This window comes from Methylobacterium sp. J-068, assembly GCF_022829445.1.
Lineage (GTDB): Bacteria > Pseudomonadota > Alphaproteobacteria > Rhizobiales > Beijerinckiaceae > Methylobacterium.
Genome location: NZ_JAKSXY010000120.1, coordinates 61,275 through 73,074, shown reverse-complemented (window position 1 = coordinate 73,074; position 11,800 = coordinate 61,275). Strand labels below are relative to the sequence as shown.

9 protein-coding genes and 1 pseudogene are annotated in these 11,800 nt (G+C 70.9%); 8 read left to right on the top strand and 2 right to left on the bottom strand.

Annotation, left to right across the window (positions count from 1 at the left end; all coding sequences use genetic code 11):
* The 7 genes and pseudogenes from MKK54_RS20250 to MKK54_RS20220 form a co-directional block, all read left to right on the top strand.
* Window positions 1-265, top strand: a pseudogene (locus MKK54_RS20250) (sugar transporter); the annotation flags it as partial.
* A gap of 227 nt (window positions 266-492) precedes the next feature.
* The gene (locus MKK54_RS20245; protein ID WP_244013569.1) at window positions 493-1,638 is read left to right on the top strand and encodes a branched-chain amino acid ABC transporter substrate-binding protein; all 1,146 of its coding nucleotides are present in this window, start codon (window positions 493-495) and stop codon (window positions 1,636-1,638) included.
* 180 nt (window positions 1,639-1,818) lie between these two features.
* The gene (locus tag MKK54_RS20240) at window positions 1,819-2,931 is read left to right on the top strand and encodes a TRAP transporter substrate-binding protein (RefSeq protein WP_244013567.1); all 1,113 of its coding nucleotides are present in this window, start codon (window positions 1,819-1,821) and stop codon (window positions 2,929-2,931) included.
* A gap of 396 nt (window positions 2,932-3,327) precedes the next feature.
* Entirely contained in the window at window positions 3,328-4,719 is a 1,392-nt protein-coding gene (locus tag MKK54_RS20235) for a deoxyribodipyrimidine photo-lyase (protein WP_244013565.1), read from the top strand.
* 180 nt (window positions 4,720-4,899) lie between these two features.
* Window positions 4,900-6,207 (top strand): chloride channel protein, encoded by a 1,308-nt coding sequence (locus MKK54_RS20230; protein ID WP_244013580.1) that lies wholly within the window; start codon window positions 4,900-4,902, stop codon window positions 6,205-6,207.
* A gap of 91 nt (window positions 6,208-6,298) precedes the next feature.
* A complete protein-coding gene (locus tag MKK54_RS20225; RefSeq protein WP_244013563.1) occupies window positions 6,299-6,478 on the top strand; it encodes a DUF1328 domain-containing protein in 180 nt (59 codons plus the stop codon).
* A 12-nt stretch (window positions 6,479-6,490) separates the two neighbouring features.
* Window positions 6,491-7,342, top strand: a complete 852-nt coding sequence (locus MKK54_RS20220; protein ID WP_244013561.1) for an SDR family oxidoreductase — start codon at window positions 6,491-6,493, stop codon at window positions 7,340-7,342.
* A 376-nt stretch (window positions 7,343-7,718) separates the two neighbouring features.
* Here the strand turns inward: MKK54_RS20220 and MKK54_RS20215 are convergent, their stop codons facing one another.
* Window positions 7,719-9,392 (bottom strand): lysine--tRNA ligase, encoded by a 1,674-nt coding sequence (locus MKK54_RS20215; RefSeq protein ID WP_244013558.1) that lies wholly within the window; start codon window positions 9,390-9,392, stop codon window positions 7,719-7,721.
* 214 nt (window positions 9,393-9,606) lie between these two features.
* On the opposite strand from MKK54_RS20215, the gene MKK54_RS20210 reads away from it, so the two are divergent.
* On the top strand, window positions 9,607-10,758 hold the full coding sequence (locus MKK54_RS20210; RefSeq protein WP_244013556.1) for an MFS transporter: 1,152 nt from the start codon (window positions 9,607-9,609) through the stop codon (window positions 10,756-10,758).
* Between the two features lie 74 nt (window positions 10,759-10,832).
* Here MKK54_RS20210 and MKK54_RS20205 read toward each other — a convergent pair whose 3' ends face one another.
* The gene (locus tag MKK54_RS20205; protein ID WP_244013554.1) at window positions 10,833-11,702 is read right to left on the bottom strand and encodes a transporter substrate-binding domain-containing protein; all 870 of its coding nucleotides are present in this window, start codon (window positions 11,700-11,702) and stop codon (window positions 10,833-10,835) included.
* Window positions 11,703-11,800: the final 98 nt, after the last annotated feature.

Here is an 11,800-nt window from a genome sequence, read left to right as displayed (position 1 = left end):
CTTCCGCTTCGAGCCGGCCGCGGTGGTGCGGCGCCTGAAGCCGGGCAGCCCGCTGCTCGGCACGCCGCTGGTGCCGGTGGTCTACCGGATCAACATGCGCGATCCCAACAGCCTGTTCCTGACCCAGGCCTTCCGCATGCGCAACCGCGACCTCGTCTACGTCTCCAACGCCCCCTTCACCGAGGTCCAGAAGGTCCTCTCCGTCTTCTCCACCGTCACCGCGCCCGTCACCGCCGGCGCCTCGGTCTACGCAACCGCCCGGTAAGGGCGCGTGTCCCGGGGCGGTTCTCCGGGCGCGGTCCTTCGCGGCGATCCGCTGCGGGGCGCCCCCTTGCGTTCTCGCGCGCCATCCCGCAGGGGTCCCGCGGTCCGGTCGCGTCGAGGAATGCCGGGCTGTGGAACCGGCGCGCGCGCCGGACCTTGGCGGCTGGCCGTTCCGGCCGATCCGCCTATATTCTTCGGGAGGTCGACCGAGGCGTGAGACGGGGCGGCATGAGGTTTAGACGCGCGGCCCGGCGCTTCGGGCTCGCAGGCCGCTACTTCGGGCTGGCCGGCAGCCTGTTCCTCGGCGCCGTCGAGGCCTTCTGCGCGACCGAGGCCCGGGCCGACCTCGTGATCGGCGTCGCCGTGCCGCGCTCCGGCGCCTATGTGAGCGTGGGCGAGCAGGTCCTGCGCGGCGTTCAGGCGGCGGTCCGCGACGCGAACGCCAAGGGGGGACTCGACGGGCAGACCATCGTGCTCGACGTGCAGGACGATGCCTGCGATTCCAACAAGGCCGTGGCGGTGGCCAACCATTACGCGGCACAGAATGTGCGCCTCGTGGTCGGCCACGTCTGCTCGAACGCGTCCCTGGCGGCCTCCGAGGTCTATGCCGCGAACGGCACGCTGATGATCACGGCGGCCTCCGTCGCCGCCAAGCTCACCGACCGGGGCCTGCCCACGGTCTTTCGCGTCTGCGGACGGGACGACGATCAGGCCAAGCTCTCCGCCACCGTGCTCGCCGAGCGGTTCCGCGACAAGAAGATCGCGATTCTCAACGACCTGACGCCGGGCTCGCGCAACCTCGCGGCGGCCACCAAGGAAAACCTGAACCGCATCGGCATCAACGAGGCCGTCGCCACGGCCTTCGCGGCGGGCGACGCCGACGATGCGGCCCTGGCCGACCGCCTCAAGGAGGCCGGCATCGCGGTGGCCTATTACGGGGGGGATGCCCGCGAGATGGGACGCCTCGTGCGGATCTCGGCGGAGCGGGGCTTCAAGCCGCAATGGTTCGGCACCTCCGCCATCGCCACCCAGGAATTCGCCACCATCGCGGGGCCGGCCAGCAACGGCGTGCTGATGACCTTCTACCTCGATCCGCGCCGGAAGCCCGAGGCCGCCGCCGTGGTCGCGGCGTTCAAGGCCGAGGGCATGGAACCCGAAGGGTCGACGATCTACGGCTACGCCGCCCTCCAGGCCCTCGTGGCGGCGGGCAACTTCGCCCACACGGCGGATTCCAAGCGCATCGCCGCCACGCTGCACGCGGAGCGCTTCGACCTCGTGCTCGGCTCGGTCGGCTTCGACGGCAAGGGCGACGTCACCGCCCAGGGCTACGTTCTCTACGTCTGGAACGACGGCACGTTCACTTACGCCAAATAACCCGCACCGACGCGAAGGAACGCGGGCGACACCCCGCCCGGCCGGACCCGCCCGGCATCGGCGTCGACCGTTTCGGGATCGTTTCCGGCGCTTCGTCGTTCGTGAACGGCGGACACCATGCCCGCGCGCCGGCCCGACGGCGTCGCGACAGGACGATTCGAGCTCTCTCAGCGAGGCGTCATGCCCCCATCCTCCGGTCGCCCCTCTCCCGCGCGCCGTGCCCTTCTGTCCGCCGGTCTCGGTGGCGCGGCGGCCGCCCTCGCGGCTCCCGCCCGCGCCGAGGGGACGCCGGAGCTGCGCTGGCGCCTCGCCTGTGCCTTTCCGAGGACCCTCGACATCCTGTTCGGCGCCACCGAGACGCTCGCCCGCATCGTCGGCGAGGCCACCGATGGACGCTTCCAGATCCAGGCCTCGGGGCCGGGCGAACCGGTGCCCGCCGAGGGGCTGCTCGATGCGGTTGGGGCCGGCACCGTCGAGATGGGCTACGGCCCCGCCGCCCTCGGATTCGCCAAGGACCCGACCTTCGCGCTGGCCACCGCCCTGCCCTTCGGCCTCAATGCGCGCGGCCAGAGCGCCTGGTGGCTTCAGGGCGGAGCCGCCGACCTGTTCGGGGAGATCTTCGCCAAGCACGGCCTCGTCGCCCTGCCGGCGGGCAATACCGGGGCGCAGATGGGCGGCTGGTTCCGGCGCGAGATCAAGACGCTCGCCGACCTCCAGGGGCTGAAGCTGCGGATCGGAGGCCTCGGCGGGCAGGTCCTGTCCAGGCTCGGGGCGGTGCCGCAGGCCACGCCCGGCCCCGACATCTACGCCGCGTTGGATGCCAAGACCATCGATGCCGCCGAGTGGATCGGACCCTACGACGACGAGAAGCTCGGCCTCCAGAAGGTCGCGCCGACCTACCATTATCCCGGGTTCTGGGAGGGTGGCTCGATGCTGCACGCCTGGATCAACGCCGAGGCCTGGAAGGGCCTGCCCAGGAGTTATCGGGCGGTTCTGCAGGCCGCCGCGGCCCAGGTCCATGCCGAGGTCCAGGCCAAGTACGATGCGCGCAATCCCCGCGCCCTGCGCCGGCTCGTTGCCGGCGGCGCGCAACTCCGCCCCTTCCCGCAGGAGGTGATGGAGGCCGCCCTCAAGGCGGCCAACGACGTCTATGCCGAGATCGGGGCCAGGAATCCCGACTTCAAGCGCGTCCACGAGGCGATGAAGACCTTCCGGAACGAGGAATACCTCTGGTTCCAGGTGGCGGAATACACCTACGACAACTTCATGATTCGTGCCCGCGCCCGGGGATGACGATGCGTACGGGCAGCCAGGCGCATGGGGCCGGGACAGAAAAAAGGCCGCTCCGAAGAGCGGCCCGAAGTCTAGGGAGGAAACGCCCAAGGAGGGCAGCGGGACCGCGACGCCATCGCATTCCCGCAATGCACAATCTGATCCTCTCGCGCGGAAATGCAAGATGGTTAGGGCAGTGCGGCTGTCGCTTTTCGTCCGCCGGCCTGGATTGCCCGATTTCTGTATCCAAAATGCCGCAGCTTGAGCAGTGACCAATGCTCACGGCACGGATCGTTGAGCCGACGAAGTGAAGGCGTGTTACGGCCTTGTTCGAATTCAGGTTTCGCGGTCCGCTCTGCTGTGGTTCGAGGCCCGCGCGAGACCCTCTCACCCCGATCCAGGACATGATGGCGGCCGATGGCGATTCAGGCGGGACGAATTCGGATTCTCAAGGACGTCGAGCCCCGGCGCGCCGGGCGCTACGTGCTCTACCTGCTGCAGCAGGCGAATCGGGCCCATAACAATCCGGCCCTCGAATACGCAATCGAGGAGGCCAACCGGCTCGACCTTCCGGTGCTCGCCTGCTTCGGGTTGCTCGACGGGAGCAACGGCTTTCCGGAGGCCAACGCCCGGCACTACGCCTTCCTGCTCCAGGGGCTCGCCGACGCGGCGGCCGGCCTCGGTCGGCGGGGCGTCGGCTTCTGCCTGCGCAAGGCCTCGCCCGCCGATCTGGCCATCGATCTGGCCGGGCAAGCCGCCCTCCTCGTCCTTGATCGGGGCTACCTCGCGATCCAGAAGCGCTGGTACGGCGAGATCGTCGCGGCCGTCGCGGCCCGGATCGTCCAGGTCGAGGGCGACGTGGCGGTCCCCGTCGAGATCGTCTCGGGCAAGCACGAATACGCCGCCCGGACCCTGCGCCCGAAGCTGCACAGGCACCTCGAGGATTACGTCGCCCCCCTCACCGCGCGCAGGGTGAAGCGGCGGGCCGGAGGCGAAGTGCCGGATTCCGAGGTCGACGTCGCGGACCCGGAGGCCGTGCTCGCCGGCATGAGCCTCGACCGGACCGTGGGGCCGGTGCGGCGCTTCACCGGGGGCGAGACCGAGGCGCGCCGGCGCCTCGCGGCCTATCTCGACGGTCCGTTCGCGCATTACGGCAGCGACCGCAACCGCCCGGAGGCCGGGGCGGCCTCGCACATGAGCCCCTACCTGCATTTCGGGCAGATCTCGCCCGTCGAAATCGTGCTGGCGGTGCGGGCCGCCAGGACCGGCGGCAAGGAGGATCGGACCGCCTATGTCGAGGAGATCGTCGTTCGCCGCGAACTGGCGATGAACCACGTCCATTACACGGACGGCTACGACCGTTACGCGCGCGCCGTTCCCGAATGGGCCCGCAAGGCCCTGGCCGAGCATGCCGGCGACCCCAGGCCGAAGACCTACACCGAGGCCGAACTCGCGGCGGGACAGACGCACGACGTCTACTGGAACGCGGCCCAGGCCGAGATGCGCGAGACCGGCTACATGCACAACCACCTGCGCATGTACTGGGGCAAGAAGATCCTCGAATGGTCGCCCTCGCCCGAGGAAGGGTTCGCCCGCACGCTGCGGCTCAACAACCGCTACTTCCTCGACGGGCGCGACCCGAACTCCTTCACCAACGTCGCCTGGGTCTACGGCCTGCACGACCGCCCCTGGGCCCGGCGCAAGATCTTCGGAACGGTGCGCTACCAGAGCGAGAATTCCCTTCGGAAGTTCGACGCGAAGGCCTATCTCCGGACCGTCGAGGAACTCTGCCGAGCGGAGCGGGGCTAGCCCGGGTACGGGCCTTGCCTTGATCCACCCCTGACCGCCCCTCGTTCCCCGCCCCGTGATCCGGCCCCCTCATCGCCCATGCCTCGAACCCAGCGCGTCCGCATCAAGGTCCTGCGGAGCAAGGTCCTGAAAAGTCGGGTCCTGAAGATCAAGGTGCTGCACAGGACGGTGCTGCCCCGGATGCGGCGCCTGGGCGGTGCCACCGTCGATGCCTTCGGCCTCTGGCGCCACCGCCTGCTGTTCCTCGTGGGCGGCATCGGCGTCGGGCTCGCCGCCGTTCTCATGGCGGGGCTGGCCGATGCGGCCCAGGGCGTCTTCCGGCAGGTGCTGGCGCTCTCGCCCCTGGTGGCGCTCGGCCTCACGCCGCTCGGGTTCGGCCTCTGCGCCTGGCTCGCCCGCGAGGTCTTTCCCAATGCCCAGGGGTCCGGCATCCCGCAGGTGATCGCGGCGCGTCAGACCGGTCAGCTCGCCCTGCGCCGGGCCCTGGTCTCCCTCAAGGTCGCGGCCGGCAAGATCGTGGTGATGAGCCTCGGCCTGCTGTTCGGGGCCTCCACCGGGCGCGAGGGGCCGACCGTGCAGGTGGGGGCCGCGATCATGGCGGCGGCCGGACACCTGACGCCGGAGCGGGTGCCGGGCCTGATCCTCGCCGGCGGCGCGGCCGGCGTGGCGGCGGCTTTCAACACGCCGCTGGCCGGCATCGTCTTCGGCATCGAGGAACTCGGCCGGTCCTACGAGGCGCGCACCGGCGGGCTCATCGTCGCCGCCATCGTGGCGGCCGGGCTCACGGCCCTGGCGCTGACCGGCAACTACACCTATTTCGGCACCGCCAGCGCCGCCCTGCCGTTCGGGCCGGGCTGGGTCGCCGTGCCGGTGGTCGGGGCGCTGGGCGGGCTCGCGGGCGGCGGGTTCTCGCGGACCGTCATCCTGTTCGCCCGCGGCCTGCCCGGACGATTCGGGGCGGCCGTGGCCGGGCGGCCGGTCCTGTTCGCGGCCGCCTGCGGCCTCGGCGTCGCCCTCTGCGGCCTCGCCTCGGGCGGTTCGGTCTATGGCACCGGCTACGAGGAGGCGCGGGCGCTGCTGCACGGCACCTCTGCGGGGCGCTGGGATTTCGCGCCCCTCAAGTTCGCCGCCACCCTGCTCTCGGCCATCAGCGGCATTCCGGGCGGATTGTTCGCACCCTCCCTCAGCGTCGGGGCGGGGCTCGGCGCGGCCCTGCAGGGCCTGTTCTCCGACGTGCCGGTGGCCGCCCTCGTCCTCATCGGCATGGTCGCCTACCTGACGGGCGCCCTGCAGGCGCCGATCACCGCGTTCGTCATCGTCACCGAGATGACCCAGAATCACGCCCTCATGATTCCCCTCATGGTGGCGGCCCTGATCGCCGACGTGGTCTCGAAGGTGGTCTGCCGCGAAGGGCTCTACCACGCCCTGGCGCACATCCTCCTGGAGCGCGCCGGCACGGAGGCGCGGCCGGCGGCCCCCTCCCCCTGACGCGGGCTCCGGATGAAACGCCTAAGCTTCACGCGGAACGCTTGCGGCTTCGGGTTGTTATCGGTCGGTTCCGCGAGCTGGAGTATTGCGCATGACCCTGTTGAAATGGGCCCTCATCTGTTTCGTGATCTCCCTCATCGCGGGCGGCCTCGGCTTCACCGGCATCGCCTCCGGCGCCGGCTCCCTGGCCCGCATCCTGTTCGGCCTGTTCCTGGTCGTGGCGGTCGTCATCGTGATCATCGCCTTCGCCATCGGGCAGGCGGTGTTCTAGGAGGCGCGGCCGATGCCGGACCGGATCGCGCTCGTCACCGGCGCCACCTCCGGCATCGGCACCGAGACGGCGCTCGGCCTCGCGCGGGCGGGGTTCCGCGTGGGCCTCGTCGGCCGCGATCCCGAGCGCACCCGCGCGACCGCCGCTCGGATTCGCGCGACGGTGCCGGGCGCTCAGGCTGACGGCTTCGTCGCCGATCTCTCGGTCCAGGCCGAGATCCGCCGCCTCGCCGCCGAGATCCGTGAGCGCTATCCCCGCCTCGACGTTCTCGTGAACAATGCCGGCGCGATCTTCGACCGGTACGGCGCGACGGCGGACGGGATCGAGCGCACCTGGGCGCTGGATCACCTCGCCTACATGCACCTGAGCCTCGAGCTCCTCGACCTCCTGAGGGCCGCTGCCCCGGCGCGCATCGTCAACGTCGCCTCGGCGGCCCACCGGCGCGGCCGCATCGCCTTCGACGATCTCGGGCATGCCGCCAATTACAGTCCGATCGCGGTCTATTCCCAGGCCAAGCTCGGCAACGTCCTGTTCAGCGCCGCCCTGGCACGGCGGCTCGCGGGCACCGGCATCACCAGCAACGCCCTGCATCCCGGCGTGATCGCCAGCGGGTTCGCATCCGGCAACGGAGGCTGGTTCGGTCTCGGCTGGCGCGTGATCCGGCCCTTCCTCGCGAAGCCCGACGATGGCGCCGCGACCTCGATCCATCTCGCGACGTCACCCACGGTGGAAGGCGTCACCGGCCGCTACTTCGACGCCCGCCGACCCGTGGAGCCCTCGGCCCGGGGACGCGACGTGGATCTGCAGGAACGGGTCTGGGCCATGAGCCTGGAACAACTCGGCCGACAGGACATCGCCCGCTGAGCCGGGGCGGATGGGCTTCGCCCGGCGCGGGCCAGGGCCCAGCCCCGAATGCCGGTCGAGCAAGCGTGACGGTTTGAAAACGTTTTCATGCACTGCACGCATACCCCCTCCCTCACGGAGGCAATTGCATGCTGCGGTGCGGAATGGCATTTCATCGCCATGCACCGCGGCGATGGCGTCGCCGCGGTGTGCCCTTCTTGGGCGTTTCCTCCCTAGACTTCGGGCCGCTCCCTTCCCGGGGCGGCCTTTTTTCTGTCCGGTTGATCGGCGTTTTATCCGCCGCGTGGCGCGCCGACAAGCAGAATTGTGCGCAAACGCACCTCGTTCCGCACACATTATCCTGCGCCGGCTTGGTTCGATGCCGGCGCGCGGGATTTCAAGCGGCCGGCGCCTCGGACAGGAAGTCGCCCGACAGGGCCTGTCCGATCAGCGCGCGGGTCTCGGCGACGCCGTAGAGGGCGATGAACGAGCCGAAGCGCGGGCCCCGCGCCTCTCCGAACAGCACGTTGTAGATCGTGGTGAACCAGGCCTGCGACACGCCGGGGCGCCCGTCCGGGCTTTTGGCCTTGCCCGACAGGTCGGGAAAGTGCCGGCGCCCGACCTCGTAGACCACCGCCTGCAAGCCTTCCGGGTCCACCGATCCCGCATGGGCCGCGAGGGTCTCAGAGAGGTCCTCCAGGGCCGCCCGCTCGGCATCCGTGGCGGCCCGGTAGGTCTTGGCCGGCCGCACGAGATCGCAGAAATAGGCCAGCGCGTGGCCGACGAGGCGGTTTAGCACCGGATGGGTCTCGGGGCCGACCTCCGGATCGTAGCGGCGGATGAAGCCCCACAGCACGGCCGGGTCCTCGGTGTTGGCCACCGCCGCGAGGTTGAGCAGCATCGCGAAGTTGAGCGCGCCGCCCTTGCCCACCGCCTCGGCCGCCGGCGGATGCCCCGCATGCAGGTGCCAGACCGGATTGCCGAGCTTCTGCGCCGGCTCCTGGCCCGGAAACTTCTCCAGGAAGCCGAGATAGTCGTCGACCTGGCGCGGGATCATCTCCACGAACAGGCGCTTGGCCTCGCGGGGCTTGTTGTACATGAACAGCGCGAGGCTGTCGGCGGTGCCATAGACCAGCCAGTCATCGATCGAGAGGCCGTTGCCCTTCGACTTGGAGATCTTCTTGCCGTCCTTGTCGAGGAAGAGCTCGTAGTTGAAGCCCTCCGGCGGTTCGCCGCCCAGTGCCCGGGCGATCTCGCCCGAGAGCTTGACGGAATCGATGAGGTCCTTGCCCGCCATCTCGTAATCGATGCCGAGGGCGACCCAGCGCATGGCCCAGTCGGGCTTCCATTGCAGCTTGGCGTGCCCGCCCGTCACCGGGGTCTCATACCCCTCACCGGTCTTCGGGTCGCGCCAGACCAGGGTGCCGGCGGAGACCCGCACCTCGTCGATGGCCACCTGCATCACCTCCCCGGTCACCGGATGGATCGGCAGGAACGGCGAGTAGCTCGCCGAGCGCTCGGCCCGCAGCGAGGGCAGCATGATCGCCATCACGGCCTCGTAGCGCTCCAGCACCGTCAGCAGCGCCGCGTCGAACAGGCCGGCCCTGTAGCATTCCGTGGCCGAGCGGAACTCGTAGTCGAAGCCGAAGGCGTCGAGGAAGCGGCGCAGCTCCGCGTTGTTGTGCGCGCCGAAGCTGTCATGGGTGCCGAACGGGTCTGGCACGCGGGTCAGCGGCTGGTTCAGGGCGCCGATCAGCAGGGGCTTGTTCGGAACGTTGTCCGGCACCTTCCGCAGGCCGTCCATGTCGTCCGAGAACGCGATCAGGCGGGTCGGCACGCTGTCGTTGGTCAGCACGCGGAAGGCGTGCCGGACCATGGAGGTCCGCGCCACCTCGCCGAACGTGCCGATATGCGGCAGGCCCGACGGTCCGTAGCCGGTCTCGAACAGGACTTCCGATTTCGGCTTGCGCTCCAGCCGCGCCACGAGCTTGCGCGCCTCCTCGAAGGGCCAGGCGGCGGCCGTGGCGGCGGCCGCGATGAGATCGGGGTCGGAGGGAAGCGGGGACGGCATGAGACAGCGTCAGTTCTGCGAGGTGGCTCGGGACGGGCGGCACCGTAGGGAGCGCGTCCCGGAGGGTCAACGCGGGTGTGGGCTCCCTGCGCCGGGGACATGGCAGCCCAACCCTCCCCCGGGCTCCAGGGCTTCATACGTCTGCCGTGTCCTCCTGCGAGACCGCGCGCATCGCGAGCGCACGCGTCGCGAGCCCGGCTGCCCGAAAGGCCTCATGACCGCGTCCGTCCTTCCCCACGTCCCCGCCATCGGCACGCCCGAGATCCGCTCCACCCGCCTCCTCTTCCTCATCGTCGGCTTCGGCGTGGCCGCCTGGGCGCCCCTGGTGCCCTTCGTGAAGGCACGGGCCGGCCTCGACGACGCCACCCTCGGACTGCTCCTGCTCTGCCTCGGCATCGGCTCCCTGCTCACGATGCCGGTGGCGGGCGCGCTCGCCCGGCGCTTCGGGGCCCGGCCGATACTGATCCTCGCCGTGGCCGCGACCGGGGCCGCCCTGGCGGTGCTCTCTCACGCCGCCGGTCTCCCGGCGCTCGCCCTCGCCCTGACCGGGCTCGGGATGGGGCTCGGCGCCCTCGATTGTCTGATGAACCTACAGGCCGTGGCGGTGGAGCGCCGGGCCGGACGCCCGATGATGTCGGGGTTCCACGGCCTCTACAGCCTCGGCTGCATCGTGGGGGCCGCCGGCTTCAGCGCCCTGCTCAGCCTCGGGCTCACGCCCCCGGCCGCGACGCTGGCGGTCGTCGCCGGCATCGTGGCCGCCCTCGCGGCGGCGCTTCCCGGCATCCTGCCGAGCGAGGACGGGCCGCGCGGGCCGGCCTTCGCCCTGCCGCGTGGGCCGGTGCTCGTCATCGGCCTTCTCTGCTTCGTGGTCTTCCTCACGGAAGGCTCGGCCCTCGACTGGAGCGGGGTGTTCCTCATCCAGGAGCGCGGCCTCGACCCGGCCCGGGCCGGGCTCGGCTACGCGGCCTTCTCGCTGACCATGACGGCGGGCCGGCTCACCGGCGATGTCCTGGTGCGCCGGATCGGCCGGCGCCGCATCGTCGTGCTCGGCGCCCTCTTGGCGGCGGGCGGGCTCGGCCTCGTGACGGTCCTGCCCTACTGGCCGGCGGCGCTCCTCGGCTACGCCCTGGTGGGGGCGGGCTGCGCCAACATCGTGCCCGTGCTGTTCAGCGCCGCCGGCCGACAGGCGGCGATGCCGCCCGCGCTGGCGATCCCGGCGGTCACCACGCTCGGCTATGCCGGGGTGCTCGCCGGCCCGGCGGCGATCGGGTTCCTCGCCCACGCCACCAGCCTGCCCCTGGCCTTCGGCGTGGTGGTGGCGCTTCTCGTCGGCGTCGCGGCGGGCGGGAGCCGGCTGCGCGCGTGAGGCGAGGCCTCGATGAGCGTGGTACCGTCCTCGGCTCTCAGCACCAGGGTGCGCGGGAGTTTTGTGAGCGACGCTCAGAACGGGCTCACCGGGAAGAAGCGCAGGTACAGTTCCGCGTACTTGCCCTCGTCCCAGAGCCGCTGGAGCGCATCGTCGAGCGCGCGGGACAGGGCCGGGTCGTCGCTGCGGGTGACGAGGCCGATGCCTTCGCCGAAATAGCGGTTCTCGAGGTAGTCGCCGCCGCTGAAGGCGCAGCAGCCCGCGGCCTCCACGCCGCCGATCCAGAGGGCGAGATTCAGGCCGTCGGCGAAGACGTAGTCCACCTCGCCCCGGCGCAGCGCGCCCTCGGCCGTCGCCAGGTCGGTGAAGTCCTTCCCCATTGCCTTGGGAAAGAACGCCTTGAGGTAGGCCGCGTGGGCGCTGCCGCCGACGACGCCGACGCTGCGCTCCGCCAGCGAGCCGGAAGGCGTAGGCAGCCCCTTGTCGCTGCGGGCGACGAAGCGCGCCGGCCAGCGGAAATACGGCCGCGTGGCGAGGAAGCGTCCGCGCAGGGCCGGCGTCAGCGGGATCGCGGCGGCCACGACGTCGCCCTGCCGCTCGGCCAGCGCGTCGAGGAGCGTGTCGAAGCGTCGGGTCTGGACCGTGCAGGTCATCGCCAGCCGCTCGCAGACCGCGCGGGCGAGTTCCACCACGAATCCGGTGGGCGCGCCGTCGGGACCGGCGAAGTGCAGGGGCGGGAACTCGTCGTCGGTGAGGAAGCGGACCGTGCGCGCGCTCGGCTGGGTCTCGATGCGCTCCTGCCGGGCGCGCGGATTCCAGAAGTTCGGGATCGTGACCCCCTCCGCCCTGGCCGGGCCGCCGCCGAGCGGCCCGGCCAGGGCGCCCAGGGCAAGGACGGCCAGGAGGCCGAAAGCAGTGCGCCGCCCATACCTTCGCCTTGTCATCGGACGAATGAACGGAGAAGTTGCGGAGGTGGTGCGCGGGTTGCGCATGGGAACGGACTGGCTCACGTGATCTCCCCTAGCACATCCCCGAGCCACCG

Excerpts from the sequence above, each read along its gene's own strand:
- MKK54_RS20245 (WP_244013569.1), top strand. The coding sequence starts at position 493 with ATGAGGTTTAGACGCGCGGCCCGGCGCTTCGGGCTCGCAGGCCGCTAC.
- MKK54_RS20240 (WP_244013567.1), top strand. The coding sequence starts at position 1,819 with ATGCCCCCATCCTCCGGTCGCCCCTCTCCCGCGCGCCGTGCCCTTCTG.
- MKK54_RS20235 (WP_244013565.1), top strand. The coding sequence starts at position 3,328 with ATGGCGATTCAGGCGGGACGAATTCGGATTCTCAAGGACGTCGAGCCC.
- MKK54_RS20230 (WP_244013580.1), top strand. The coding sequence starts at position 4,900 with ATGCGGCGCCTGGGCGGTGCCACCGTCGATGCCTTCGGCCTCTGGCGC.
- MKK54_RS20225 (WP_244013563.1), top strand. The coding sequence starts at position 6,299 with ATGACCCTGTTGAAATGGGCCCTCATCTGTTTCGTGATCTCCCTCATC.
- MKK54_RS20220 (WP_244013561.1), top strand. The coding sequence starts at position 6,491 with ATGCCGGACCGGATCGCGCTCGTCACCGGCGCCACCTCCGGCATCGGC.
- MKK54_RS20215 (WP_244013558.1), bottom strand. The coding sequence starts at position 9,392 with ATGCCGTCCCCGCTTCCCTCCGACCCCGATCTCATCGCGGCCGCCGCC.
- MKK54_RS20210 (WP_244013556.1), top strand. The coding sequence starts at position 9,607 with ATGACCGCGTCCGTCCTTCCCCACGTCCCCGCCATCGGCACGCCCGAG.
- MKK54_RS20205 (WP_244013554.1), bottom strand. The coding sequence starts at position 11,702 with ATGACAAGGCGAAGGTATGGGCGGCGCACTGCTTTCGGCCTCCTGGCC.